The sequence below is a fragment of the Methanolobus sp. genome, assembly GCF_016278365.1.
Taxonomy (GTDB): domain Archaea; phylum Halobacteriota; class Methanosarcinia; order Methanosarcinales; family Methanosarcinaceae; genus Methanolobus.
The window spans coordinates 54,476-80,175 of sequence record NZ_JADQBZ010000011.1; the positions used below are offsets into that span (position 1 = coordinate 54,476).

Sequence of the window (25,700 nt, forward strand, 5' to 3'; positions counted from 1 at the left end):
ATCATTCGCTCTTGTTTTTAGAGAAAGAGAGTTTCTTGCCCTTCTTTGCCCCTTTCTTATCTTCTACGAAAGTTTCAACAGCAGGGATCTTTATTCCTGCTACATATGCAGAAAGACGATTAAACCCAACCGAAACCGGGGAGCCGGGATATTTGACCACAACAGGAGATTTAAAAGACATGGAATTCTTTACATTGACATCTTCCGGCAGGTTCTCAAGCACTTTAATACCAAGGGTATTCTCTATCCTGTCGGCATTGAGTTCATTGGAGGTCACTCCTGTACGGTTCAAGAACAAACCAAGGAATTGTTTGTTCATGGATGCAGCGATGGCCTTTATTTTCATTGCACCTGCAAGAGAGGCAATATCAGGATTCACTACCTGTATCACTTCATCAGCCAGAGAAATTGCAGAGATGGAGTTTTTTGTGATACCTGTGGAAGAATCTATAATAATAAATTCATAACTCTCCCTGAGGCTTTCAATGATCTCAGACAAATTATCAGTGTTCGTGTTTAGAAAACTCTGCAAGGAAATGCTTCCGGGCATTACTTTCAGGTTGTTCGGGCCGTCATAGATCGCCTCTTTGATATCGGCATTACCTGCGAGGACGTCATGCAGAGTGGCTTTTGTGGTTTCGATACCCAACATCAATCCTATAGTGGGCATCCCTATATCTGCATCAATGAGAAGTGTATTCTTAGCAAAACCTGCAATTGCAGCTCCAATGTTTATCGAAACAGTGGTTGAACCGGTACCACCTTTTCCGGAAATAGTTGTATATATCTTTGCAGTCATCGAGCACCCCTTATAAAGACAATTTAGTTATATCCTATATCCTGGCCTGATCAGCCACGTATTATAATTAAAATATATTTATTAAAATACTGCATTATAAATATAAAAAGATATCTATAACATGAATAAATCACTTCCCAAACCAAGCACTAAATAGTATAATATCAACAGGAAAGATTATGAAAGAAAAGAATGAGAAGAACGTAAAACTATTCATTTACCATGCAAGCCAATGTGACCCCAAAAAATGTACAGGGAAAAAAATGGCGCGCTTTGAGCTTGCCCGCCTTTTCGATAAGGTTAACATGATACCTCGTGAGTCCATTCTTCTGGATCCAATGGCAGAGAGAGCACTCTCACCGGAAGACACCGACAGGAAAGGCATCACTGTCCTTGATTGTTCTTGGGAGCATGTTGAAGAGGTATTTCCACAGCTTGTCAGGCTCAAGCTTCAGCATCGTGCGCTGCCTTACCTGGTCGCAGGCAATCCGGTGAACTTTGGCAGGCCATTCAAACTCACATCAGCAGAGGCCTTCGCTGCCGCCCTCTACATACTGGGCCACAAAGAGCAGGCACATACGATAATGAATAAATTCAACTGGGGACATACTTTCCTGGAACTTAACCACGAGCCTCTCGAAGAATATTCCACAGCAAAGGACAGTACAGAGATATTAAGGATACAAAGCGAATATATGTAAGGACACAGGGGCGCGCACATGCAGATGCAGATGCAGATCGGAGTTATAGGTGCAGGTACTTGTCACCCGGCGACCTAAAAGCTGCAGAAGAAAATGAGACAGGAAATTGTAAAAAGGGAAGCTTTCCTATTTGTAGAGATATTATTATATAACATAGAGTATTTTGAAAGAGAAGTGACATGGAACAAAAATATCTGTTTGACACCAATGTTCTTCTAAAGAACCCTGCGTTATTGAGAGATTACTATTCTAATGTTGTAATATCACCGACAGTTCTTAACGAATTAGACTATCGAAAAAGATTTGCAGAGCATCAAGAAAACGCCCAGCTTTCAATCAAGCACATTAACGAGCATCGCATCCTAGTTCTTGACATTGTCAAAGGCTCAAATAAGTCCAATAATGACATGAAAATCATCAGTGAAGTAAAAGAGTCATCTTTTGCAAGTAAATTAATCATAGTATCAGATGATGAGGGTTTGCAAGTGCTTGCCAGATCCTCCGGCATACTGTGCATTAATCTTGCGTCATTTCAAAAAGAAATGATGCATTCAATGGATGTTCCAACTGAGGACGATAAACACTTGTTCACTCTAGTGAAGAAAGAACAATTCAAAACTGCTGAAGTGTTCCTTCAAACGCACCAAATTAATCCCAATTTCATCGGAGAGGATAATCTAACCCCCCTCATACATTTCATTAGAATGAGGAACTTCGATAAAATGAGCTTCTGGACATCCATACCGGGCTGCGATCTTAATAGATATGATTCTGGAAAGTTCCCTATGACACCATACATGCATGCTGCTCAGAGGGGGTGGCTGAAAGGAATGCAATATATCCTAGAGAAAGGAGCTAACCCACATCTTTTATCGCGTGGAAAGAATAAAGGGAATAGTGCATTGCTCATCGCAGTATGGGATGGGAGATTCGAAATCGTTAAATACTTGATAGAGAAAAATAGTCTCCAAATAAGCATTAATCAAGCCGATGGAAACGGATTTACACCTTTGATGAAAGCTGCAATAAAAGGGCATAACGAAATTGCAGCATACATCCTAAAGCAACAGGGCATAGATATACTTATACGTGATAGAGATGGAAAAACTGCAGAAGAACACGCGCAAGAGAAACAGCATTCAGAAATCTTAAAAATGATTAAGGGTTATTTAGGTAAATGAGACTCGGGATAGACTCAGTCATGGATCAGGTTGAGCGAATATGTATTTCTGTTAACACACAATGCAATTACGCATGCGAATATTGTTACTTCTTCGATAGTGAAAATCGTGTTTCATCGAAAAACCCTCTTAATGCAAAAGAAATCGAACTGATAATTGAACGTGCTTTTAAATATCATAAGAAATATAATTTTTCTAAAACAATAAAGGTTAATTTCGTAGGAAGTGGAGAACCTCTACTTAATTGGGAAGAGTTATCTGAAGCTGTATCAGGGTTCTGGGACCGACACTTTGGACAAGACCGTATTAGATTCTATATTGTGACAAATGGTTCTCTAATTACTCCCGCAATTGCTCAGGAAATGAAAAGACTTATGATAGTTCCTAGCGTTTCACTTGACGGGCCTAAGGAACTGCACGATACTCACCGCCTTTTCCCTAATGGAGAAGGAACCTTTGATAAAACTATGAACGGAATCACAATCCTGCAAGATGAAGGATTAAATGTAACAATCAATACTACTCTTACAAGAAATCTGCTGGAGAATATTGATATGTATATTGATTTTATAATTCAGCAGAGGTTCTCAAAAGTAATCTTTGATCGATTGGTTGATGCTCCAAAAGGAATCGATAAAATATCAGATGAAGAAAACTATACATTTCTATCTACAACTGCAGAACTCTTAAAGCACAATCTGGAACATCTTGAAATCGGAAACCTTGAGGCATATCAAAGAAGTATTTCAGGAATACCTGACCAAGTGTGCACGATGTTTGGTAGCAGTTGTGGTGCAGGCACACATTTTTTGATATATGCAAACAGAGAAGTTTATCCATGTGGCAGAATGCTGGGGAAAACTCAATGGCTGCTTGGGAACTATAAAGAGGAAATTGATGAACTCCAAAAACGCATGTACAAAAAAATACCTTACAAGAATGACTGTCTATCCTGCAACGTTTCAAAAGAATGCATTAGAGATTGTATACTAGAATACAACTGTGATAATTATGACTGCCTGAGTCGTCAAAAATTCCTTTGTAGCTTTCAAAATAGATAAAATAATGGAGTCAGCATGATTATAGCAATTTATGGAATTTCAGGTTGTGGAAAAACATCCCTATGTAGAGAGATTGAAAAATCTTCGACACGTTTTAAAATAGTTGATGGTTCATCTTTAATGGATGAACTAATCCCTGGAGGCATCTATGGGTTCAAAAGAATGAACAATGAGGAGAAATACAGATACAGAGAATTTGTTATTCGAGAAATTGAATCAAGACACCGCAATGCCCAATACCATACCATTGTTACAGGTCACTACGCTTTTATTAAAAATGATGGAAATTACGAAATAGCATGGACTAAAGCTGATAGTGAAGTATACGATTACATCTTATGTATTCGGTCAACCCCTGAAAAAATATTAAATCAATGCCTCAACGATGTTCAAAGAAAACGCCCTAAATTCTCTGCTTTAAAGTTGCAAGAGTGGCAAGACCTTGAGTACAAAGAGCTTGAAAATGAATGTAAAACCAATGACATTGCTTTTTCACTGTTAAAAGCACCTGATATCCATAATAGACTTGTAGAATTTTACAAGGCACTATCTCAATACTATATCACTGAATTCTGTAAAAGACTTATGCATGACTCAAATAAATCATATTCAATATTTGATTGTGATGGAACCCTTTTTTCAGGCGATTGCCTTGATTTTTTAACACTCAATGATGTCATCGACAAAGAAAAAGTTCGTTCAATTTTTGAGAAAAGAAGAAATTATTGCTTTGAATCCTTTTTTGAAATAGCACAATACTATTCAAAGATTCCCTCCGTAAAAATGCAGGAATTTGTTAATAGAGTTGCCAACTCGATTGTTTTGGATGATACAATCCTGTCGACTCTACAAGAACATGGTCGTAACAGGAATATTATTTGGATAACTTCCGGTTTTCCTGATATATGGGAGATTGTAGCCGATAGATACAATCTGAATGTGAAAGTGCTTGGTGGCAATAATCTTTCAAAGAGTGACACTATTGTCAGTAATGAGGAAAAAGCATGTCTTGTCAGAACATTCGTGAATCTGGGGGCAGATGTAATTGCTTTCGGTGACTCAATGGTAGATGCAGACATGCTTAAAAGTGCACAACATGCTGTAGTGGTTATTGGAAAAAAGAGGCGTGAAGACTTATTGAATTATCTTTCAGACCATAAGAGCTTGTCAGTTATGGATATACGTCAAATTAAAACAAATGAGGGTAGTCAATGATTACTAGTCTAGAAAAAAGCAGTAAAGCTGTGCAGATATTATCAACACAATCCCGACGTGCTGATATTAATCCTGTTAATTTAAAAGAAATACACCGTACACTAGGCCAGTTACTCAGTTATGAGTATGTAAATTCATTGGATTTACATCCGATCGAGATATGTCACGTCCAAGGATTGAAAAAAGGTATGGATATTGCTCCACATGAGTTTACTTTAATTCTAACAATGATGCGTTCAGGGCTTTATGTTGCAGACGGATTCAGGGAAATTCTTGGCTCTCATTCACGACTTGAATTCATTGATGAAAAGACGAGCATAACTCAAATTCTTTCTAAATATAGTCTTAAGAGTATAAATGTAGTTATTGTTGATTCAGTCATTAACACAGGAAATTCAATTAAGAAAGTAATTGATTCTTTGCCCGGCTTTAAAAGCCTTACTATTGTTTGCCAAGTAATGCACTCAGAGTTTGCGCAGTCTGAATTTATTGATAGAGAAAACATTCATTTCATTACCTGCAGAATTTCTCAAAATTTTTATGTTGGGAGTGGTAAAACAGATACGGGCAATAGACTTTTTGGTTTTGTTCCTAGATTCAATGAGGATTTGTCATGAAGTACTGACAATGAAATCTACATGTAAGTATTCATGGCAAGCAAGAATTTGAGTCAACATCTGCCCTCAATGCATATGTTGCAACTGCTTTTTACAGATAGAGTGAACTTAAACTCCTCTTTCACAACTCTATGACTATCCCCAGTGGACAGTGATCCGATCCCGGGACCTCAGGCATGATGAACGAGTCACGGATGTTTTCCATTGCATTTTCACTTGCATAAAAATAGTCTATTCTCCAGCCCACGTTGCGGGCCCTTGCTCCTGACCTCACGCTCCACCAGGTATATTGCCCGGGCTCCGGGTGCATGGATCTGAATGTATCAACGTATCCTTGTGAGAGGAACTTGTCTATCCATGCTCTCTCCTCCAGGAGGAAACCAGAGATAGTCTCATTCTCTTTCGGACGCGCCAGATCTATCTCCTTGTGAGCAGTATTCACATCGCCGCAGATAACAAGCTTCTTTCCCTGCCCTTTCAGTTCCCGGGCATACTCCAGAAAAGCATCATAGAACTCCATTTTATAATCCAGCCTATCCTGGGATGCTTTTCCATTCGGGAAATAGATGTTGAACAATATAAAACCCCCATAGTCTGCTATAAGGGTACGTCCTTCTCTGTCGAACTTCGGGATACCAAAACCGCATTTAATGCTCAAAGGCTCTTTTTTGGTATAGATTGCCACACCACTGTAACCTTTTTTCTCAGCCGATGAAAAATAACTGTAATAACCTTTCATTTCAGTAAGTTCAGGACCCAGCTGTTCTTTTTGCGCCTTTGTCTCCTGGATACACAGGATATCAGGCTGCTCTTTTTGAAGCCATTCCGAAAAGCCCTTTTTCTGCACAGACCTTATACCATTCACATTCCATGAGATTATCTTCATTTTTTCCATAGTGACCCAACTCTGAGTGAACTACCACCGGTTAAAACCGGGGGTATTCTTGTTTCACGCTGATAAACTTACTATAGTATAATCATCCATGGCTCAACTAATTAAAGCATCTGGTTAAAGCATATATATTTTCGGCATAATCTGCATTATCTATATAGGTGAACATCATATATTTGCTGTGCAGAGTACACCCTGCCTGATGCGGTATTTAATGTACAATTTAAGATAAGCATTTAATTATCACCGGTGTGTATCAAAAGAGCCTGCTAAAAAGCCCTGTTGGGTCATCTGGAAGTCACCGGAAAGAGGATATAAACAAATGGCTGCAACTGAAACTCAGGAGAGGTTGGGACGTGGTCTGGGTTTTTTCTCGACTTTTGCTATCGGTACCGGTACTATGATCGGGGCGGGAATATTCATCCTCCCGGGCATCGCTATGGCAAATGCAGGCCCTGGAGCGATACTTTCTTTCCTTCTGGGAGGCATCATCACAATAGCCACGGCCATCAGTATGGCAGAACTGGCGACGGGAATGCCTTCTGCTGGCGGAAGCTATTATTATATTAGCCGTACGATGGGAGCGGTCCTTGGTGCGGTGATTGGTCTTGGTTCCTGGTTGGCGCTCATATTCAAAGGTTCTTTTGCACTTGTGGGCCTGGCTGAGTACTTCCAGATATTCTATGACTTTCCTCTGTTTCTGATAGCAGCCACCGCAGGACTAATCCTGCTTGTGATCAATTATCGCGGTGCAAAGAGTAGCGGAACGTTGCAGAACATCATTGTGGCGCTCCTGATTGTGATCCTGCTGGCATTCATATCAGAAGTGTTTATATTCATAGAGCCACGCAGTTTCACACCTGCTGTACCGTATGGTCCGATGTCCATCCTGACAACGACCGGAATGATTTTCATATCATACCTTGGACTCGCAGAACTCTCAGCTGTTTCCGAGGAGGTAAAGAACCCTTCCAGGAATTTGCCTCTTGCCTTTATTGCTTCAGCTGTGACTGTGACAATATTCTACGTCGGTATAATGGCAGTAGTCGTGGGAATCATCGGCCCTGGCATGACTACTCCCACAGTCACTCCGCTTGCAGATATAGCGGGCCTGCTGGCAGGAGACACCGGCAGGATGATCATAGTATTCGGTGCACTGATCGCCACGCTTTCCACAGCTAATGGAGCCATATTGTCGTCTTCAAGGTTTCCTTTTGCCATGAGCAGGGATGCACTCATGCCAAAATGGTTCATAATTATCCATAGGAGATTCGAAACGCCATCTAATGCTATCCTGGTGACCGGCATAGTTATGATCATTCTCATGTTCCTCTTTGACATTGAGGAACTGGCAAGACTGGGAGGTGCTTTCAATGTACTTATCTTTGTCCTGCTGAACCTTGCCGTGATAATCCTCAGGAAGCGGACGTTACCGGGCTATGAACCGACATTCAGGGACCCGCTGTTTCCATTCACCCAGATAGTAGGAATCGGAGGAAGCCTGATACTGCTACCTCTGCTTGGAGTCCTGCCCTTATTCTTTGCACTTATTATGGTGTTTGCAGGAGTAGGATGGTTCAGATATTATGGAAGAGGTAAAGCCACACCAAAATACAATCTTTTCGACCTGCTGGAGAACACTGTCGAACAAAAAAACATAACATCGGAATCAATAGTCAAAATATTGGTCCCGATATCAAATCCCGGACATGAGCGTGATCTTCTCAGACTGGCAGATTACCTGGGCAGTGATATGATCGGTCTTCATGTGATCAAGGTGCCGGCACAGACAAGCTTGCTGGTTGCCCGGGAAGCATATCATGATAAGCAGATAGAGATGGATTCCCGCTTTAAGAAAGAATTCGACAGATATCCTGCTACCCTTGGCCGTAAAAGAGACTATATCGTGGCCTTTGACCACGACATAGCAAACTCAATAATAGAGCAGGCAGAGCTTGAGAACATAGATACTATAATTATGGGATGGCACGAATCGAGCATGTTCCAGTACTCACTCGGAGAAGTGGCAAGCGAAGTGCTTTCGTCATCCAAAAAGAAAATAGTACTGTTAAAAGGATACCTGCCGGATAAAATAAACAGGATACTTGTGGCATACAACGGTAAAGCAAACTCAGTATATGGTCTTAACCTGGCCAGGGAACTGGCTGCCAATACAGGGGCTGGAATAGTGATAATAACGGTCATCAGTCCCGACGAGGAAGAGGAAAGAAAAGAAGAGATAAAGACAAGGATAGCTGAACTGTCGGCCGGGGATAACACCATATCCGTTGAGTGCAGGATACTGGAAAAATACTCCATCGAAGATGCAATTCTGGAAGCGACCAATGATAGCGATGTAACCATTATTGGTGATTCCAGCCAGAGGTTCAAACTATCTATTCTCGGGACCCTGTCACAGAGGATTGCAAGGCATTCCAAGAAACCTGTCCTAATAGTGAAAAGATCCAGACCGATATCCAAAGAAAGCCTGAATTATCTGCTAAGGAAATCATTACGTAAATGCAGGAACAAGCTGGAAAGGCAAAAGGAATCACCGGATTCTCCATCTCGGACCAGTAGGGCCTGATTACCTGTGCTTTTTTGGCACTATCTGTGCCTCTGCGCTTCCCAGCCAGCTGTGTACTCCCTTTGTAGAAATCTCAATGAGTTAACTAAGAAAAAGCTTTAAATAATAATATGTATTAATTAGGATTACTTGTTATATGGTATTTGCTATAAAAGAGCACAACCGTAAGAAGAACATAGAAGGAAGGATCACAGACGGATACAGAAGGCATCAAATACACAAATCAGCGGATAGAGATACTGGAATTCCTGAGGGAGTTCGACGGACATCCTACTGTAGATGATGTGTACGAAGGAGTCAGGAAGAAGCTGACCAGGATCAGTAAAGCTACTGTATATAACAATCTGAGGTTCCTGGCCGAAAAGGGCCTTATCAAAGAGGTGAACATCAAGGGAGTTTCCAGATTTGAGGCAAATCTTGTACCGCATCACCACATTATTTGCATTGGATGTGGGAGGATATCTGATTACGAATCAGAGGAACTGACAGATTACTCGCTGAAGATAGCGGGTGAGATAGAAGGCTTTGAAGTAGAGACTACAGATACGAACTTTTACGGATTCTGTAAAGAATGTATGGAGGGTTAATATGGATGAAATAGTAACAATGCCGCTCATAGGCGATGATGCACCGGCGTTTACTGCAAAGACGACCATGGGAGAGATAAATTTCCCCAAGGACTACAAAGGCAAATGGGTCATCCTCTTCAGTCACCCGGCAGACTTCACGCCTGTGTGTACCACAGAGTTCATGACATTCGCAAGCATGCAGGCCGATTTTAAAGCACTGAATTGTGAACTCATCGGCCTGTCCATTGACAGCATCTATGCACACATCGCATGGCTTAGGACCATCAAGGAAAAGATAGAGTACAAGGGAATGAAGAATGTTGAGGTGACATTCCCTGTCATCGAGGATCTCAAGATGACCGTCGCAAAGAAATTCGGCATGCTCCAGCCAGGCGCTTCTGATACTCAGGCTGTAAGAGCGGTATTCTTCATGGACCCGAAAGCCAAGATCCGGGCCATACTCTACTACCCGCTCTCAAACGGAAGAAACATGGACGAGGTCATGAGGCTGCTTAAAGCCATGCAGAAATCAGATGCGGAAGGTGTTGCAACACCAGCGAACTGGCAGCCTGGAGAAGATGTGATTATCCCGCCACCCGGTTCATGTGGGGTTGCAAAGGAAAGAGTCGAGTCCAAGGATTCAAATACATACTGTCTCGACTGGTTCATGTGTTTCAAGAAACAATCTTAAATAGTTTACAACTATAGAATAACGCAGGTGACAAAAATGGGAACTAAAGGAATTCAAATACTTGAGACCCTTGGGGTAGATGTAAAAGATCTGATCGACTCACTCAATAAGGCATTAGCAGATGAGTGGCTTGCGTATTACCAGTACTGGGTAGGAGCAAAGGTTATCAAGGGCCCTATGAAGGAAGAGGCTGCAGCCGAACTTATACAGCACGCTGCTGACGAGCTCAGGCACGCCGATATGGTGGCATCAAGGATCATACAGCTCGGAGGAACTCCCATACTCTCCCCGGAAGAATGGTATAAGGTCAGCAACTGCGGATATGATGCTCCCATTGATCCTTTTGTAAAGAGGATCCTTGAACAGAACATCAAAGGGGAGCAATGCGCTATCCAGACATATAATACTATATTGAACAAGGTCAAGGATAAGGATCCTGTAACCTACAATATGGTCCTTCAGATAATGACCGATGAAATCGAGCACGAGGATGACCTACAGGCAGTTCTCGAGGACATCGAACTTCTACAACAAAAATAAAGTAAGCCGGGGTGGGCTTATCCATGCATCCCCGTCCACAGACCTTATCTGTGAAGGGGGATGCATGCTTCTTTTTTTAGTGATTTTTGTCAGGATGAGAGAAAAATTAATCTTATTGGAAACACCTGTTTGCGATAAGTATATTTAGCAGAATGATTTTTAGATTTAAAAGTTGAAAGCCCGCACAAAACAAAAACTTCTTTGCGGCGTTTTCCGATTGAACAACGTTCTAGAATTCATTCATCTCATGAGGACTTTGGAGACAATATGCATCTCATCATAGCAGAGAAACATATAGCGGCAAAGAGAATAGCAAGCATCCTTGCCCAGGACAAATTAAAACAGGTGAGGGTCAGCGGAGTCGACACCTATGAATATGGCACCGGTGAGGACAGGAAGGTTTTCATCGGGCTGAGCGGACATATTGTGAAGCTGGACTTTCCCAAGGCCTACAATAACTGGCAGAAGGTCGAGGCTAAAGAACTGATAGATGCCCAGGTAATAACCGCATCCACGCAGGTAAAGATCGTATCTGCGCTCAAAAAGCTGGGTAAAGAGGCTACAAAAGCTACTATCGCCACTGACTACGACAGGGAAGGAGAGCTTATTGGTGTCGAGGCAGTGAACATTTTGAAGAGCGTAAATCCCGATGTAGAGTTTGACAGGGTCCACTACAGTGCAATCACGCCCAAGGAGATACACGATACTTTTGAGAATCCCACCAGGATAGACTTCAGCCTTGCTGATGCAGGACATTCGAGGCAGGTCATTGATCTTGTGTGGGGTGCTTCCCTGACACGCTACATATCTCTGGCTGCCGGGCGACTGGGTAACATGTTCCTTTCTGTGGGAAGGGTACAATCGCCTACACTTGCTCTTATAGTGGAGCGCGAAAAGGAAAGAGATGCTTTCGTAGCCAGGAAATACTGGGAGCTTTCTGCGAGCCTGCAAACAGAAAATGGAGAAGTCTTCCTGGCTGAGCACAGGACCAGCCGGTTCTGGGAAAAGGAAGCTGTTGACAGTGCCCTCAGCGCACTTAAAGAGACCGCAGTGGTCTCAAGCATAACTACTTCCACCAAGACCGACAAGCAGCCCACGCCTTTCAACACCACGGAGTTCATCAGTGCAGCCAGTACTATGGGCTATACTGCCTCAAGTGCAATGAACATCGCAGAATCACTTTACATGAACGGTTTCATCTCATATCCCAGGACTGACAACACCGTTTACCCTGAGACTATAGACCTTCGGGCGCAGATAGAGATATTCACCAAGGGTCCATTCAAGGAATACGCTGAAAAACTCCTTGCAATGAAAGAGCTCGTGCCTACAAGAGGAAAGAAAGAAACGACGGATCACCCGCCTATTTATCCGGCATCCCTTGCAAAGAAGACCGAACTGAACGAGCAGGAGTGGAAACTCTATGAACTGATAGTCAGACGCTTCTTTGCAACATTTGCAGAACCAGCAGAATGGGAAACCATCAAAGCGCGGTTCGACATTACCGGAGAGGAATTCAAGGCTAATGGGGCCAGACTTGTTAAGCCCGGATGGAGATGGTACTATCCATACAATGCGCCTGAAGACAGGCTGCTCCCCGCTCTGGCAGAAGGTGATGAGCTGGCCGTCCTGAGCAAGGATGTAGCAGAAAAAGAAACGCAACCACCCGGGAGATACGGTCAGGGCAGGCTTATCAAACTCATGGAAGAGCTTGGCCTTGGCACAAAAGCAACACGCCATGAGATTATAAGCAAGCTATACTCAAGGGCATATATCCACGGCAATCCGCTTCAGCCTACAAAGACCGCCTTTGCTGTTGTAGAGTCACTTGAGAGGTTCGCGCCCACCATATCAAAACCAGACATGACAAGCAAGCTGGAAGAAGATATGGACAGGATAGCAGAAGGGAACATTCCGGAAGACGAAGTGCTCAAGGAATCAAGAGAAATGTTGTTCTCGGTCTTCCGGGATCTTGAGGAAAACAGGGACAACATCAGCGAGTCCTTACGTGCCGGTTTGAGAGAGGATAAGATAATAGGAGTTTGTCCTGAATGCGGCTCAAAGCTTATGGTCATGCGCTCAAAGAAAGGAGGGCGTTTCATTGGCTGTGAAGGATACCCTGAATGCAATTTCTCACTCCCCCTGCCCCGCGGAGGGAAAGTGATAGTGACAGATAAGACCTGCGAACAGCACGGCCTTTACTACATCACCATCATCAATTCCGGAAAGAGGCCATGGAACCTCGGATGTCCGCAGTGCAACTTCATTGAGTGGAAAAAGATACAGGAAGAAGAGAAGAAGAATAACAACGGTAAGATAAAACCTAAAAAGATAACCGACATAACAGGAATAGGAAAAGTTACAGCTGAGAAACTTACCGAGGCAGGAGTATCCGATGTTAAGGACCTTGTTGACGTGAATCCTCTGGAGCTTGCAAAAACCACCAATATTCCGGTGAAGAAGATCAGGAGCTGGCAGGATGCCGTTGCCTGAAACTTGAGCGGTGATCAGGTTGAAACTAGAATTCAAAGGAGCATGCAGAGAAGTCGGACGCTCGGCCGTCCTGATCGATGACAGGATAATGATGGACTATGGCTTAAAGCCCGGCGAGGTCACCCAGTATCCGGTGAACGGTGCGCGGCCGGAAGCTGTGCTGGTCTCACATGCACACCTTGACCACTCGGGTGCCGTGCCAAATCTGATGGATATTACGCCTGATGTCTTTATGACACCCCTGACATTTGACCTTTCAAGCATGCTTGCCAGGGATACCCTCAGAATCGCAGAAAGAAACAGGGAAATAGCGGCATACGATAGCACAGACCTTTCAAGGTTCGTTGAAAATACTCACCGGATAGATACCGGCGTGGAGTTCCACACCCACGGCTACAATGCACAGTTCTATGATGCCGGACACATACCGGGCGCTGCAGCCATTCGTCTGGAAGACAAGAGTGGGAAAAGTGTGTATTATACAGGAGATATAAACACAATAGACACCAGGCTGGTATCCGGGGCTACGGATTTCCCGGATGTTGATGCGCTAATAATAGAAAGTACATATTTCGGGAACGACCACCCTCCCAGAAAAGAGATAGAGAAAGCTTTTATCGACTCGCTCATGGATACGCTCAATGTGGGAGGTAATGTGATAGTTCCCGCTTTTGCTATAGGAAGAACGCAGGAGATACTAATGCTTCTGGATGCACATGGTATCAAAGCCTATGTCGACGGGCTTGGTGTTTCCGCTTACAAGATAATGATAAAGCATCCTGATACCCTGCGTAACCCCACGCATCTTAGAAAGGCTTTTGCTAATGCTATAATGGTGTACGGACCTAAAAGAGACAAAATACCTCTTGAATCAACTGTAATAGTAACGACTGCAGGAATGCTGAGCGGCGGTCCGGTGCTATACTACCTGAAAAAATTATACAGGGACCCGAAGTCAAAGATCCTTCTCACGGGTTATCAGGTCGAAGGCACAAATGGCAGGATGGCCCTGGACAATCGTGTAATTGAGAACGACGGAGTTATCCAGCAATTGGAGATAAAGGTTGAACAGTATGACTTCTCAGCTCACTGCGGGGACAGGGAACTTAAAACAATTGTTCGGGATTTCTGCGACAGGGGTACAGAGCAGGTGTTCACCATGCACGGAGAGGACACGGAAGGCTTTGCAGAGTGGGTCAGGAGCGAAACTGGTGTGAATGCACATGCACCTCAACTGGGCGATCACTTTACTATCTAATGGTGTGGGACTGTGCCTGGACTGCAAGGCTGTTCTTTATTTTGGCTTCTTCAACCGCAAGTCGCATATTCTCTATGGCACCTACATGTTCAGGATCTATTGAAAGGACCTTTGAGAAACATTCGGCTGCATTCTCATAAAGGCCAAGATCAAGATATGCCAGCCCTTTTTTGTTCCATACAATAGCAAACTTGCAATCAAGCTCGATCTCCTTGTGAACCTTGCTGTAGCAGTCAATAGCCTCCATGTGCCTGCCAGTATAAGCAAGCACATCGCCTTTGTTGATCCATACGTTATCATTGCGCGGGTCAATTGCCAGAATCCGATTATAACAGTTAAGGGACTCTTCGAATCTTTCCAGGTTGAAAAGGGCAACTCCCATATTATACCATACATCAATGTCATTCTTATTGTATCTCAGAGACCTCTCAAAGCAATCCATTGACTCGGTATACATCCCCATAAAAGTATAGGCAATACCTTTATTGTTCCATATGAGAGCAAGAGCATCATCACTCCAAAGAACGGGATCCCTCGTCTCACAATCAAGTATGAGGTCAAAATACTCTATTTTTTCTTCCGGCTCCTCTGCATCAAAAGCCAGCTTGAACCATTCCTCAGGTGTATCGTTCTCCATCCCGCCAACCAACTCCGAGATAAGGATATGAAGATAATAAATATGCAAATATCAGTATATTACTACCATTCCAATTTTGTTAATGCACATCAACATTATTAACTTATCGAATCTTTTAGAAGTTTTATATAAGTCTGTTAAAGAATTCGGCATACTGCATCCTATATATAGTAAAGAACGAGACCCTCTTAAGTGATAAATACGTTTAGCAATCTGCACAATTTATTAAAAGGAGTTCCTGAGATCATCCAGATGCATGACCTGATCAGCATCAGTACCCACAAGACACATCCCATTTTTATCCATGGCCCATATCCTGTATTTGCCGTCAAGGTCTGCAGGGATATCTTCCGAGGGGAGATCGTTGATATCAATGCAGCATGAGCTTAAACCTATGTAACAGTCAGGGTTCAATTCCATTATACCGATAGCCTGTCTAAGAAGTGAAAGAAGTTCATGAATATCCTCCCTGTCCCATTGGTCAATCCTTGAACAGATAACAGCCAACAGAATCTTAGCAACACCAGGGTTTGCCAGTATTTTGTCAGAAAGGCATATCGAAGCATTCTCGTACCGTATTTCGTCATCATGACCCCGAAAACAATATACACCCTCATCAACCATTCTTGGCAGATCCAGAGGGTATTCAGAGTCAGAGATAGCTTTTTTAACATCAGTTATCTCAAGCTCATAGATATCAGCTATCTTTTTTATTGCCGTCTCTATTAATATACCGGTATCCATTGAACTGCCTCAAAAGTGTTAAATTAATTGTCTTTTAACTTTGCCAGGTCTTCAGGAGTGTTTATGTTTATAAATGTAGTTATCCCCTTTCCCAAGTCACCCAGAGTCCTGGCTTCAGGAAAAACAACATCGTTCAGTTTCAGCACAGGAGACATGACAAACCTATCCCCCTCCGGCAGGGAAATTTCTATTGCATGCAACATCGGGATTCTTTTATAGACAGCATGCAATGGCTCCTTTTTCCCGGAATCACCTACAGGGACCACTGCATCATGGCCTTCTGCCCGTTTGAACAGGCGATCAATGACATCAGCATTGATGTAGGGCATATCACAGGCTACAACAAGCACATACTCTCCCGAAGCCGCCCTGAACCCTTCCAGCATTCCGGCAAGAGGACCAGCATGCTGAAGTGTGTCCAGCACTGTTTTTCTTCCATGCACATATTCACCTAACTGCCTGAGCTGGGCCTCATCCCTGAAAGAGATTATTACCTCATCACATACCCTGTCCAGAACCCGCAGGGTATTCTCTATGAAAGTGTTACCATTTAAGAGAAGTAGTGCTTTTTCTCTGCCTGCAAGCCTTGTTCCAAGACCACCTGCCAGAAGCAAAGAGGATCGTTTCATGAAAATACCACCCCTATACAAGTCCCCGCCTGCGCTCACTACGGTATTCGTCAAGTATTGACTTGAACTGCTGATGCTCTTTCTCTTTAAGGCGCTTCTTTGATCGCTCCTCCCATTCACTTATGGCATCTTCCAGCCTTGCAGGGTCAACCATTGCAAAGTCATCCACCCTCTGCACCTCCAGGCCTTTGATAACAGGCAGGTTGGTGTCATAGAAATATTCAAGGGCAGTATGCGGTATATCCTCCGAGGTTATGATCGCACGAACACCTGATTCCGTAAACATTGATGCAGTGACCGGGCCTCCGCCACTGGGGTTCTCAAGATATATAAGGTCTCCTTTTTTAAGACCATACATATCTTTTGTATGCTGTATGGCTTCCTTTGCAAATGATTTGACGATTTTTACAGGTAACCCTTCACCTTTCATTTCTTTCTTATGTATCTGTTTAAGGCGCTTGGTATGGGAACGCTGGTTCCTGAGAGATTGGCGGACACTTGCAAGTTCCTTTTTAAGCCTGTTTATCTCATTATCCCGAATTTGTACCTCTTTCTCCCTGCGAACTTTAAGGTAACCGGAACCTTTCAATTTGCTGATGCGATGCTCCAGTGTCTCAATGGATTTTTCTTTCTGTCCGGACTCATATTTAAGCTCGGCCACATAATCTTTAAGCTGCCTGATCTGCGCATTTTTCTGGCTCAGTTCCTCCCGGAGCCTGCTTACCTGCACATCAGCATCCGTCATTTCGGTCTTTTCCGGTTCTGGCCGGAGCTCTTTCTTTACCTTCGGGGCTGGCATTACTTTTTCGATGGCATCTTCTATAGAAGCACCATGAATCACATGGAATTTTATCGTGTCAATATCAAGATACTTTGGAGCCCTTTTCTCGATCCGGGAAAAGACGTTCTTGTAATTCTTATAAGTTGTAAGTGCAGCAGCCAGGGAATCCCTTTCATGGTCATTGGAATAACCGAGAGGTCTGGCCAGTGCTATCTTATCCTCGGCCCTCATTTCCCCTCCCGGAGTTCCCAGAACAGCATTAAAACTGCGGCGTATCTTCTCAACGGCCGCCGGAGTGGGGAAGACGTCCGTTGCAACCACAGCAGGCTTCCCGTATTCTGCTATCAGTTTAACTACCTCATCATGAGATATCCCACGGATACTTCGCAGGAGCAGAAGTTCTCCTTCAAGGGAAAGTATAGCTATGCCTACCGTGGTCCCGGGATCTATCCCGACGATAGTGTGCTTGCGACCCTTTTTCTTTATGGGCAGGTATTTAATCTTGTCCCTTTCCACGCTTTTTACTGTTACCTGCACATCAGCAGTGGAAGATGGTTTTATGGGTACTCGTTCTCTTTTAGCATTTACTGTATACTCTGCCCTGACATAGCCACCAAAACCTTCCGTCGTCTTGAGAGTATAAGTAAAACCTGTATCCCTGGAGAATCTGCGCAGCACATTCTCGATTTCCCTGCTCTTCTCTTTCACACCCCCGTGTACTTTCCTGCGATACCGGTTCTGGCTCCATCCACCCCTGCCAAGAGAGCGGGCCCTGCTAACCTTTATCTTTGTGACATCTTCAAAAAGAGAGACTTCGCAACCCACGCCAAGGTTCGCGAGCGTGGCACATGCTTCAGCTTCCTCAACCGGGTTGAACTGGTTGAAAGATATACCCTGTTCCTGGGCGAGGCGCAGCAGAGGTTTCTGGTGAATGCCGCCTGTGACCTGGACCAGCTTTGTGTTCTCAGGCAGTTTTCCAAGGAACTGCATCAGTTCATTCTTGTCAGCCGCCAATTCGTAGATATTGTCCACCGCGATATAGTCAGGACGGTCCTTCTGTACCATCCTGAGTATCTTGTGCCTACGCAGCATGGTATAATGTGTGACTTCGCCTTCATGAAGGATCGCAACCGCATACCTTGGCACATCCTGGGCCCGCGAGGAACCCTTTGCGATATCAATACCGTAAATGACCCCATTCTGCATATAATGAAACGTATGTTGGCGATAGCATATAGTTATGACTCTTGGGCCTGCTTTATATATCCCATGACCTCATCCTGATCCCGGTCAAGATTGTATTTGCGCTTGAAGTATTTGATCACGTTAAAGACATCCCTGCCCAGCAGTTCATCTGCATGAGGATGACTGTTCTCTACATATTGCGGCCAGTCAATGATCTGTACCCCGCCGTCATATACGAAAATATTATACTCGCTTATATCGGAATGAATGATACCTTTACTGTAAGTGATCTTCAACTGATCAATGATCGCATCCATGAACCATTCCGGTTCCTCAAGCTTCGTGCGATAGAGAAGGGAACCTGGCGCGACTTCCATGACAAGAGCATGGCGGTTGTTGTCTATCAGTTTTGGTACGGACACATCCGGATAAAGCTGGCGCATGATGTCGGCTTCCCTTTTTGCCGCAAGCCTGGCGGCATATATCCATGAGAAGTGCTCTTTGTCATCCAGATGGGAACGCACCCTCTTCACGCTCTTGAAACTTGTCCTGCCTTCCCTGTGGAACTTGATGATCACTCCCTGCGGTTCACCAATCCCAAGTTCAGGCTGTTTTATAGCCTCGATAACGACGGATTCCTTGCCAACACCAATCTCATCTCCAATGGCATTCACTGTTCCCCTCTTAACGAATGTGTTGAGGGCTAACGCATCGTATGCATCATAATATATCTGGTACCCCTCATAAGGAACATTGGTTGCCACAACCATCCTTTTTCGCATTAGCTGCCTGATCCTGTAATCCAGCATCGAGAAAGGAAGGCGTGTGAACTTGATCACTTCATCCATCGGCACCCACTCATAGTGCTTCATCCCAATCTCTATGCCCTGCAGTATACGCAGGTCCTTGCTGTCCAGTTCCTTGAATACTTTTATGACGTCGTCTATCATTTGGTGTGTAATTGCCGGGATGGTTTAGAATGTTTGTGGTTGATCTGGCATATTAACCAACCTTCTATGAAACACATCTTACAGGAAGCCTTTGTGGAGTAGACTATAAGTTATGCAAATCTCTCCCACGCCTCTTCCTCAACCCTCCTCATAACTTCCTTCAGTGGGATCCGGGACTTCTCCGCAACCTTGCGGCAGTCCTCGTATTCCGCTGACATGTGCAATATTTCCCCTGTCCGGTCCTGGGCTATCTTGACCGCGACTGTAAATTCCTCGCCCCTGAGAGACACAGCAACTTTCTCCATGCGGCGATCTGCGACATACCTGTGTTTTGTGGGTATCACACGGACACCGAGAGTGCCGGTCTCCTTCATCAACACCCTGGCGACATGGTCACTGTCCTGCGGTTTTGTTATCACTTTGATGATATGCCCGGTCCTGCCTTTTTTCATGGTCGTGGGAGTGATGGTGACATCACGCGCGCCGGCTGACAGCAATCTCTCGAAAAGATTCCCGAGCACCTCGCCGGTCACATCGTCTACATTGGTTTCCAGCACCTCGATCGTGTCCCGGGACAGAGTGTCCTGTACATCCAGGAGTATCGAACGAAGTACATTGGGATCCTCGGTATCCGCATCCCCGGCACCATAGCCGATCGAGAGAACGCGGCCCTGTGGGATGTTCTCGACAGGCTTTGAGAAATATGCTAGCAAAGCTGCACCTGTGGGGGTCAGCAGCTCCCGTTTTCCTGAACCATAAAAATATAGCCCGCTGTTTTTGAGTATTTCCAGAGTTGCCGGTGCGGGAACTGCCATCATGCCATGTGCAGCCTTCACTTTTCCTCCGCCAACGTTTACCGCAGTGCACAACACTGCATCTGCAGCAATCTCATGAAAGGCAAAGCATGAGCCTATAACATCCGCAAGAGCGTCATTCTGTCCAACCTCATGGAAGTGCAGTTCTTCAAGAGGAAGCCCATGGATCTTTGACTCGGCTTTAGCCATTATGGCAAACACACCAAGAGTGCTCTGTTCAACCCCGACAGGAAGTCCTGCGCTTTTAATGACATCAACAAGTTCGTAGTAATGCCTGTGATGGGTCTCCCGGGGAGCGTGGACCTTTACATCAACTGCCTCGATACCGCTTTTGTTGACGTTTCCCACAGATACGGAAACGTCCACTGCGGATTCTATGGTTTCCCTGACCTTTTCCCTGTCCGCACCAAGCCCTATAAGGCTTGCAAGTATCATATCCCCGGCAGCGCCTGAGAATGGTTCGAATATAAGCGACCTCATGCTTTCACATCATCTTAATAATTGAATCGGGATATTGCTAGTCGTTATTTATACAGGAAGCAGCGTTTCCGGAGTTAATCTCTGCTACGTGCTTTTGCAACCGTGTTTGCGATCCTTGCAGCAAAGGAGCCAGCCACAAATCCTGCATCGATATTCACCACAGAGAGAACAGAACATGATTGCAGCATAGAGAGCAGGGCAGCTTCACCCTTTGCTCCGGCGCCATAGCCGGTAGAAACGGGAACACCAATCACGGGTACATCCACCAGTCCGGAAACTACGGTTGGCAGAGTGCCTTCCCGTCCGGCTGCCACGACTATGGCATCCGGCTTGTGATCCTGCAACTTGATCATCTCTCCCACCAGCCTGTGGAAGCCTGCAACACCCACATCATATATGGCGATAGTCTCGCATCCCATCTCATGGGCTACCATACGGGCCTCTTCAGCAACATCTATGTCAGCAGTCCCGGCGGTAATGATAGCTACAAGACCCCCGGTTCTCAGGGAAGGTGTGCCGTCGTGGACAACCGCTGCGGTCCTGTGCATGCTCCATTCGATATTTCCAGGATTGAAAGAGGACTCAAGGGATTCCATGTGCTTTATCCCAAGACGGGTTATAAGCACCCTTCCTGTTGCAGCCACCTGTGCCTTCGCAATTTCAACTACATCTTCGGGGTCCTTCCCTTCAGCAAGGATGGCTTCCATGATACCTGTGCGATGTCTGCGGAATATATCTACTTTTGCGATGTCTGAAACCGGAACATAACCCATGGAACGTATATGCCCTTCCGCCACTTCTGGCTCCATCTCGTTATTCTTTATTTTATTAAGTATGTTCTTTAGTTCCATTTGATACTCCATGTTCTTTAGCACGATTACAATAGAAAAGTATAATATGGATAAAACTCTGTTCCCCTTATGGAAGGACCACTTGAAAAAATATATAGTTTGCCGATTGCACTCCTGTTTCTAATTGGCGCCGTACTAAGTGCATTCTTGTTCTACAGCATGATGAAATATGCAGAAGCAGGCAATCTCTTGATGGTCATACTGCTCGCTATTGCAGTCTCTATAGTTGCATTCGTAATTGGACAGGCCATTAAGTTCAGGCAACTCAAAGAGCTGTAAAACAATTTATTTCATTCTGCTCCTGGCTTCTTCGACTTCGTCGATGATTCCCGGGTACTCCCTGAACATATAGAGTATGTCCATTGCGGCCACCAGGTCCACGACACCTATGGCAGCTATCACATCACCTTCATGCGTCCTTATAGGAACTACAACTACGGATTTCCCCTTGTAAGTCCCTTCAGACGGAACCTTCCTGATAAGAGTATTAGTCCGGAGGACTTCTTCAAGGATCGGACCCGTATATTCCTTCTCAACGACCACGCCCCGTTCCATGCGGAGACCTTTATAATTCTTGCTTCGGATAGTAACAGGGATTCCGAGCAGGGCATGCACAACCTGGGCTACAGGCTGCAGATCATCGGCAGTAGAGTCCGCACATATCCTGAGACAATACAATTGATCATTCTCGTTGTTACAAATCATCTTGAACATCCCATACTATTTAAAGCGATAAAAGTATTATTATCGCATCAATTTAAGATCTGTCACATATTCCTGCACTGAGATCGCTGCCACAGCCCCGTCAGCAACTGCCGTAACAACCTGCCAGAGAGGGCTTACACGGCAATCACCGGCAGCATAGATACCCTTTACAGACGTTTCCATTTTCTCATTTGTAATTATGAAACCATTATCGTTCTTTTCGAGTTCAACTATTCCCGTATTAGGATTGATGCCCACATATATGAAGACACCCTCAACATTCTTTTCTGTCATCTCGCCGGTCTTCACATTCTTCATTATGACCTTCTCGACAGCTTCTTCGCCTATAATCTCCTCGACAACCGAATCCCATATGAATTCAATGTTATCCTTCATAAAAGCCCTTTGTTGCAGCACTTTACAGGCCCTTAGGCTGTCCCTCCTGTGAGCAACATAGACCTTACTTGCAATACCGGACAGAATCAGGGCATCAGTCACAGCAGATTCACCCCCGCCGATAACGAGAACCTCCTGGTCTGCAAAAAAAGCAGCATCGCAGGTAGCACAATATGAAACACCCTTGCCCAGAAGCTTCCTCTCACCCGGGACACCAAGGAGTTTTGGGTTTGCACCAGTTGCTACGATAACTGCAAGAGCATAGAGTTCTTCATCATGGGTGAGAACAATCTTTTTACCTGCTACATCCTCTACTTTCTTAACATCAGCTTTTTTTATAGCGATCCCGTTAGCCAGGGCATGCTCTCTGAAACGGGACATAAGCTCCTTTCCGGAAGTGGAGATGAAGCCAGGGTAGTTCTCGATAACATTTGCGACAGAGATCTGCCCCGGAACTGCTGACTGCTCAAGCACCAGTGTTTCCAGTCCATACCGTGCAGCATATATTCCCGCAGTCAATCCTGCTGGCCCTGCCCCCACAATGATCAGGTCATACATAGTTGCAACCATCAGACTATTATGACATTGCTTGCCTTTTCCCTGTCTGGGACCCCTACAAATACCACTTTATCATCGATTATAGTTGTAGGAATAGAGCGGATCTTGAACTTTTTAGCAAGTTCTTTGCCTTCAGGGGTATCCAGCTCAACTTCCTCATACTCAAAATCATATTTGTCCTTCAGTTCCCGCCAGAGTTCCTTTGCACTTGGGCAGAAATGACACCATTCCGAATGAACAAGGGTTACCTTTACCATAATATACCACTCCTGTTATGATTTGTTATTACCTGTCATTTATTCTATTATCTGAAAAGTATATCTAATTATTGACTCTTAGCTTGATTCGCCATATTGGCTCCGGATTGACCCCGGTTATTGATTACCTGTAGTAGCCCGCGATATGAGAAATTTAATGCAAGATATAAAATATAATAAACTATATTGCATGTATACAAATTGTGAACTATTCTACAAAAAGAGGAAATATCAAATGCCACGCTATACAATGGAAGAATTCATAAGGACCACAGGCCAGAAAGACCTTGGGGAAGGAAAGTTCGAACTGGAGCGCGACAGGCTGCTGGAAGTAAACCTTGACGGAAGGGTTTGGATAAAAAGAGGCGCTATGATCGCATATCTTGGCAATGTGAAATTCACACGCGAGGGAGTGCTTGAACACGGGCTTGGAAAATTTGTAAAAAAAGCCTTTACAGGAGAAGGAGTATCCCTCACAAAGGCCGAAGGAACTGGTAAAGTGTATCTGGCCGATACCGGAAAGAAGATATCCATTATCAATCTGAATAATGAGTCCATCTTTGTCAACGGTAATGACCTGCTTGCCTTTGAGGAAAGTGTCAGCTGGGATATCAAGCTTATGAAGAAAATGGCAAGTATGATGTCAGGAGGTCTTTTCAATGTCAGGCTGGAAGGAACGGGAATGGTTGCAATAACTACCCACTATGATCCCCTGACACTCAGAGTTACCAGTGACCAGCCGGTATACACCGACCCAAATGCCACTGTGGCCTGGTCCGGAAACCTTGCCCCTGAGCTTAAGACCGACATATCCCTGAAGACGCTTGTCGGAAGATCAAGCGGCGAGAGCGTACAGATGGCTTTCAGAGGAGAGGGATTTGTCGTAGTGCAGCCCTTTGAAGAGATTATGTACGTTACGACAACAGCCTGAAACAGAGACCGGAATTCTTGCAGGTATTCACCTGCAACTCATCCTTTTGTGATGCAGTCGTAATCCACATTGACCCTTGTCAATGGAGGGACCTCGCCCCAGAGGCCCAGATAGTCACCTTGTATCACTATGGCGCCTTTTATCCCGGATGCATCCTTTACAACATCAAAGGAAGCTTCAACAGCATCCCTCCCTACAGCGGTTGCATTTCCCAGAGCAGTAGCAGCGGAGTCAGCTAGCGGAACATTATCCGAGAAAACAACTGCCGCATCAGCCATCCCAAAACTTATGGAAGGCCCTACTGTCCCTGATGACGTACAAATACCAGTGATTATATCCCTCTCTTTCAAAGTGAAACCAAGATTCTTCAGGGAAGATTCTCCTGCATAGATACCCATCACTACCGGCCGGTCATTAATGATTGCGATGTCGCCCCCGTTATCTACAATAGCAAAGGTGGCTCCTGCATCAACCATTGCTTCGACTGCAAAAGCGGAGATAGTGCCTGCAACAGCGCTCATAGGACCGATACCCATGGTAGTAGCTGCCTCTGTCATCCTTCTTATGATCAGAGGAGCTTCACCTTTTATGCCATAGGGTTCAAGGCTTGTCCTGAAGAAAGGATCAAAGGAAATATATCTTTCAAGCTCCATCCTCTGGCAGATGATCTCCGCTTTGGCTGCTTCTATGTAGGAGCGCTCATCCGCCTGGATAGTCACTATGGTTTCCTTCAACCGATAATATTCTTTCATGCTGAGAAAATAGTATTACCTATGAACCGGGTTCACTTGTTGTTCAGCAAGGTAAGGGCCCTGTGGGGACACATTTCAATACATGTGCCGCATTGGATGCATTTTGCCTGGTCTACCTTAAGACTGTAATCTTCATCCAGAGAGAATACCCTGGTAGGACATACGGATATGCATGCGCCGCATTCGACACATTCATCCTCGTCCCATTCGATAGGAGCGTCGAGTCTCCTGACGCGCGCACCTCTCGATGTTAATGCATGGTATATCTTTTCATAATGTTCTTCCAATACATCAGCTACGACTTCTCCATGGGAACGGTCAAAATGTGCCTGCGAGACGTTCAGAAGAACCCCGGTCTCTATAATCGACTCCGCGAGAATAGGCCTTACAACAGTTTCACTTGAAATGTTGATCTTGATCTTCAT

27 protein-coding genes are annotated in these 25,700 nt (G+C 44.6%); 13 read left to right on the forward strand and 14 right to left on the reverse strand.

All coding sequences use genetic code 11. The features are described 5' to 3' along the window. Nucleotide 1: 1 nt before the first annotated feature. Entirely contained in the window at nt 2-799 is a 798-nt protein-coding gene (minD, locus tag QZZ22_RS11970; RefSeq protein WP_292465178.1) for a cell division ATPase MinD, read from the reverse strand. Nucleotides 800-978: 179 nt separating this feature from the next. Here minD and QZZ22_RS11975 point away from each other — a divergent pair, with 179 nt between their 5' ends. The 5 genes from QZZ22_RS11975 (at nt 979) to QZZ22_RS11995 (ending at nt 5,574) form a co-directional block, all read left to right on the forward strand. After that, nucleotides 979-1,500 (forward strand): DUF367 family protein, encoded by a 522-nt coding sequence (locus QZZ22_RS11975; RefSeq protein WP_292465180.1) that lies wholly within the window; start codon nt 979-981, stop codon nt 1,498-1,500. Between the two features lie 179 nt (nt 1,501-1,679). Then, nucleotides 1,680-2,681 (forward strand): ankyrin repeat domain-containing protein, encoded by a 1,002-nt coding sequence (locus tag QZZ22_RS11980; protein ID WP_292465182.1) that lies wholly within the window; start codon nt 1,680-1,682, stop codon nt 2,679-2,681. Then, complete coding sequence (locus tag QZZ22_RS11985) at nt 2,678-3,742, forward strand: radical SAM protein (protein WP_292465184.1); 1,065 nt, start codon at nt 2,678-2,680, stop codon at nt 3,740-3,742. Before QZZ22_RS11980 ends, QZZ22_RS11985 begins: the two co-directional genes overlap by 4 nt. 15 nt (nt 3,743-3,757) lie before the next feature. Further along, a complete protein-coding gene (locus tag QZZ22_RS11990) occupies nt 3,758-4,957 on the forward strand; it encodes an AAA family ATPase (protein WP_292465186.1) in 1,200 nt (399 codons plus the stop codon). After that, entirely contained in the window at nt 4,954-5,574 is a 621-nt protein-coding gene (locus tag QZZ22_RS11995) for a uracil phosphoribosyltransferase (RefSeq protein WP_292465188.1), read from the forward strand. Before QZZ22_RS11990 ends, QZZ22_RS11995 begins: the two co-directional genes overlap by 4 nt. A 121-nt stretch (nt 5,575-5,695) precedes the next feature. On the opposite strand, the gene QZZ22_RS12000 is transcribed toward QZZ22_RS11995, so the two are convergent. After that, nucleotides 5,696-6,469 carry an exodeoxyribonuclease III gene (locus tag QZZ22_RS12000; RefSeq protein WP_292465190.1) on the reverse strand — a complete coding sequence of 258 codons (774 nt, stop codon included), beginning with the start codon at nt 6,467-6,469 and terminating at the stop codon, nt 5,696-5,698. Nucleotides 6,470-6,788: 319 nt separating this feature from the next. On the opposite strand from QZZ22_RS12000, the gene QZZ22_RS12005 reads away from it, so the two are divergent. From QZZ22_RS12005 to QZZ22_RS12030, 6 genes are all read left to right on the forward strand, one after another. Beyond that, nucleotides 6,789-9,053, forward strand: coding sequence for an amino acid permease (locus QZZ22_RS12005; RefSeq protein WP_292465192.1), 2,265 nt, complete (start codon nt 6,789-6,791; stop codon nt 9,051-9,053). Nucleotides 9,054-9,262: 209 nt separating this feature from the next. Continuing rightward, nucleotides 9,263-9,640: a transcriptional repressor gene (locus QZZ22_RS12010; protein ID WP_292465568.1), complete on the forward strand. Its 378-nt coding sequence runs from the start codon at nt 9,263-9,265 to the stop codon at nt 9,638-9,640. Nucleotides 9,641-9,659: 19 nt separating this feature from the next. Next, nucleotides 9,660-10,313, forward strand: coding sequence for a peroxiredoxin (locus tag QZZ22_RS12015; RefSeq protein ID WP_292465570.1), 654 nt, complete (start codon nt 9,660-9,662; stop codon nt 10,311-10,313). A 36-nt stretch (nt 10,314-10,349) separates the two neighbouring features. Continuing rightward, entirely contained in the window at nt 10,350-10,853 is a 504-nt protein-coding gene (locus QZZ22_RS12020) for a ferritin-like domain-containing protein (RefSeq protein ID WP_292465194.1), read from the forward strand. Between the two features lie 267 nt (nt 10,854-11,120). Then, nucleotides 11,121-13,346, forward strand: a complete 2,226-nt coding sequence (locus QZZ22_RS12025; protein WP_292465196.1) for a DNA topoisomerase I — start codon at nt 11,121-11,123, stop codon at nt 13,344-13,346. 19 nt (nt 13,347-13,365) lie between these two features. Next, complete coding sequence (locus QZZ22_RS12030; RefSeq protein ID WP_292465198.1) at nt 13,366-14,604, forward strand: MBL fold metallo-hydrolase; 1,239 nt, start codon at nt 13,366-13,368, stop codon at nt 14,602-14,604. Here the strand turns inward: QZZ22_RS12030 and QZZ22_RS12035 are convergent. From QZZ22_RS12035 to larB, 7 genes are all read right to left on the reverse strand, one after another. Further along, nucleotides 14,597-15,241, reverse strand: coding sequence for a tetratricopeptide repeat protein (locus QZZ22_RS12035; protein ID WP_292465200.1), 645 nt, complete (start codon nt 15,239-15,241; stop codon nt 14,597-14,599). The genes QZZ22_RS12030 and QZZ22_RS12035 overlap by 8 nt on opposite strands. A gap of 225 nt (nt 15,242-15,466) precedes the next feature. Continuing rightward, nucleotides 15,467-15,985, reverse strand: coding sequence for a hypothetical protein (locus QZZ22_RS12040; RefSeq protein WP_292465202.1), 519 nt, complete (start codon nt 15,983-15,985; stop codon nt 15,467-15,469). A gap of 23 nt (nt 15,986-16,008) precedes the next feature. Then, nucleotides 16,009-16,614 (reverse strand): molybdenum cofactor guanylyltransferase, encoded by a 606-nt coding sequence (locus tag QZZ22_RS12045; RefSeq protein ID WP_292465204.1) that lies wholly within the window; start codon nt 16,612-16,614, stop codon nt 16,009-16,011. Between the two features lie 13 nt (nt 16,615-16,627). Continuing rightward, nucleotides 16,628-18,601, reverse strand: coding sequence for a DUF460 domain-containing protein (locus QZZ22_RS12050; protein ID WP_292465206.1), 1,974 nt, complete (start codon nt 18,599-18,601; stop codon nt 16,628-16,630). 32 nt (nt 18,602-18,633) lie between these two features. Beyond that, entirely contained in the window at nt 18,634-19,530 is an 897-nt protein-coding gene (locus QZZ22_RS12055; RefSeq protein ID WP_292465208.1) for a serine/threonine-protein kinase RIO2, read from the reverse strand. A gap of 110 nt (nt 19,531-19,640) precedes the next feature. After that, a complete protein-coding gene (gene larC / locus QZZ22_RS12060) occupies nt 19,641-20,825 on the reverse strand; it encodes a nickel pincer cofactor biosynthesis protein LarC (protein ID WP_292465211.1) in 1,185 nt (394 codons plus the stop codon). A 74-nt stretch (nt 20,826-20,899) separates the two neighbouring features. Next, the gene (gene larB / locus QZZ22_RS12065) at nt 20,900-21,676 is read right to left on the reverse strand and encodes a nickel pincer cofactor biosynthesis protein LarB (protein WP_292465213.1); all 777 of its coding nucleotides are present in this window, start codon (nt 21,674-21,676) and stop codon (nt 20,900-20,902) included. Nucleotides 21,677-21,745: 69 nt separating this feature from the next. Between larB and QZZ22_RS12070 the strand changes: the two genes are divergently transcribed. After that, on the forward strand, nt 21,746-21,955 hold the full coding sequence (locus QZZ22_RS12070; protein ID WP_292465215.1) for a hypothetical protein: 210 nt from the start codon (nt 21,746-21,748) through the stop codon (nt 21,953-21,955). A 6-nt stretch (nt 21,956-21,961) separates the two neighbouring features. Here the strand turns inward: QZZ22_RS12070 and QZZ22_RS12075 are convergent, their stop codons facing one another. From QZZ22_RS12075 to QZZ22_RS12085, 3 genes are read right to left on the reverse strand one after another with little or no spacing between them, the layout of a single operon-like run. After that, nucleotides 21,962-22,390: a DUF2111 domain-containing protein gene (locus QZZ22_RS12075; RefSeq protein WP_292465217.1), complete on the reverse strand. Its 429-nt coding sequence runs from the start codon at nt 22,388-22,390 to the stop codon at nt 21,962-21,964. A gap of 30 nt (nt 22,391-22,420) precedes the next feature. Then, on the reverse strand, nt 22,421-23,347 hold the full coding sequence (gene trxB / locus QZZ22_RS12080) for a thioredoxin-disulfide reductase (protein ID WP_292465220.1): 927 nt from the start codon (nt 23,345-23,347) through the stop codon (nt 22,421-22,423). Continuing rightward, on the reverse strand, nt 23,347-23,592 hold the full coding sequence (locus tag QZZ22_RS12085) for a thioredoxin family protein (RefSeq protein WP_292465223.1): 246 nt from the start codon (nt 23,590-23,592) through the stop codon (nt 23,347-23,349). The genes trxB and QZZ22_RS12085 overlap by 1 nt, the downstream gene beginning before the upstream one ends. A 235-nt stretch (nt 23,593-23,827) precedes the next feature. Here QZZ22_RS12085 and QZZ22_RS12090 point away from each other — a divergent pair, with 235 nt between their 5' ends. After that, nucleotides 23,828-24,523: an AIM24 family protein gene (locus QZZ22_RS12090; RefSeq protein WP_292465225.1), complete on the forward strand. Its 696-nt coding sequence runs from the start codon at nt 23,828-23,830 to the stop codon at nt 24,521-24,523. Nucleotides 24,524-24,561: 38 nt separating this feature from the next. Here QZZ22_RS12090 and QZZ22_RS12095 read toward each other — a convergent pair whose 3' ends face one another. Then, on the reverse strand, nt 24,562-25,275 hold the full coding sequence (locus tag QZZ22_RS12095) for a UPF0280 family protein (RefSeq protein ID WP_292465227.1): 714 nt from the start codon (nt 25,273-25,275) through the stop codon (nt 24,562-24,564). A 32-nt stretch (nt 25,276-25,307) separates the two neighbouring features. Next, complete coding sequence (locus QZZ22_RS12100) at nt 25,308-25,700, reverse strand: 4Fe-4S binding protein (protein ID WP_292465229.1); 393 nt, start codon at nt 25,698-25,700, stop codon at nt 25,308-25,310.

Bases quoted from the DNA above. Each gene is read 5' to 3' on its own strand.
- minD (WP_292465178.1), bottom strand. From the start codon at position 799: ATGACTGCAAAGATATATACAACTATTTCCGGAAAAGGTGGTACCGGT.
- QZZ22_RS11975 (WP_292465180.1), top strand. From the start codon at position 979: ATGAAAGAAAAGAATGAGAAGAACGTAAAACTATTCATTTACCATGCA.
- QZZ22_RS11980 (WP_292465182.1), top strand. From the start codon at position 1,680: ATGGAACAAAAATATCTGTTTGACACCAATGTTCTTCTAAAGAACCCT.
- QZZ22_RS11985 (WP_292465184.1), top strand. From the start codon at position 2,678: ATGAGACTCGGGATAGACTCAGTCATGGATCAGGTTGAGCGAATATGT.
- QZZ22_RS11990 (WP_292465186.1), top strand. From the start codon at position 3,758: ATGATTATAGCAATTTATGGAATTTCAGGTTGTGGAAAAACATCCCTA.
- QZZ22_RS11995 (WP_292465188.1), top strand. From the start codon at position 4,954: ATGATTACTAGTCTAGAAAAAAGCAGTAAAGCTGTGCAGATATTATCA.
- QZZ22_RS12000 (WP_292465190.1), bottom strand. From the start codon at position 6,469: ATGGAAAAAATGAAGATAATCTCATGGAATGTGAATGGTATAAGGTCT.
- QZZ22_RS12005 (WP_292465192.1), top strand. From the start codon at position 6,789: ATGGCTGCAACTGAAACTCAGGAGAGGTTGGGACGTGGTCTGGGTTTT.
- QZZ22_RS12015 (WP_292465570.1), top strand. From the start codon at position 9,660: ATGCCGCTCATAGGCGATGATGCACCGGCGTTTACTGCAAAGACGACC.
- QZZ22_RS12020 (WP_292465194.1), top strand. From the start codon at position 10,350: ATGGGAACTAAAGGAATTCAAATACTTGAGACCCTTGGGGTAGATGTA.
- QZZ22_RS12025 (WP_292465196.1), top strand. From the start codon at position 11,121: ATGCATCTCATCATAGCAGAGAAACATATAGCGGCAAAGAGAATAGCA.
- QZZ22_RS12035 (WP_292465200.1), bottom strand. From the start codon at position 15,241: ATGGAGAACGATACACCTGAGGAATGGTTCAAGCTGGCTTTTGATGCA.
- QZZ22_RS12040 (WP_292465202.1), bottom strand. From the start codon at position 15,985: ATGGATACCGGTATATTAATAGAGACGGCAATAAAAAAGATAGCTGAT.
- QZZ22_RS12045 (WP_292465204.1), bottom strand. From the start codon at position 16,614: ATGAAACGATCCTCTTTGCTTCTGGCAGGTGGTCTTGGAACAAGGCTT.
- QZZ22_RS12050 (WP_292465206.1), bottom strand. From the start codon at position 18,601: ATGCAGAATGGGGTCATTTACGGTATTGATATCGCAAAGGGTTCCTCG.
- QZZ22_RS12055 (WP_292465208.1), bottom strand. From the start codon at position 19,530: ATGATAGACGACGTCATAAAAGTATTCAAGGAACTGGACAGCAAGGAC.
- larC (WP_292465211.1), bottom strand. From the start codon at position 20,825: ATGAGGTCGCTTATATTCGAACCATTCTCAGGCGCTGCCGGGGATATG.
- larB (WP_292465213.1), bottom strand. From the start codon at position 21,676: ATGGAACTAAAGAACATACTTAATAAAATAAAGAATAACGAGATGGAG.
- QZZ22_RS12070 (WP_292465215.1), top strand. From the start codon at position 21,746: ATGGAAGGACCACTTGAAAAAATATATAGTTTGCCGATTGCACTCCTG.
- QZZ22_RS12075 (WP_292465217.1), bottom strand. From the start codon at position 22,390: ATGTTCAAGATGATTTGTAACAACGAGAATGATCAATTGTATTGTCTC.
- trxB (WP_292465220.1), bottom strand. From the start codon at position 23,347: ATGGTTGCAACTATGTATGACCTGATCATTGTGGGGGCAGGGCCAGCA.
- QZZ22_RS12085 (WP_292465223.1), bottom strand. From the start codon at position 23,592: ATGGTAAAGGTAACCCTTGTTCATTCGGAATGGTGTCATTTCTGCCCA.
- QZZ22_RS12090 (WP_292465225.1), top strand. From the start codon at position 23,828: ATGCCACGCTATACAATGGAAGAATTCATAAGGACCACAGGCCAGAAA.
- QZZ22_RS12095 (WP_292465227.1), bottom strand. From the start codon at position 25,275: ATGAAAGAATATTATCGGTTGAAGGAAACCATAGTGACTATCCAGGCG.
- QZZ22_RS12100 (WP_292465229.1), bottom strand. From the start codon at position 25,700: ATGAAGATCAAGATCAACATTTCAAGTGAAACTGTTGTAAGGCCTATT.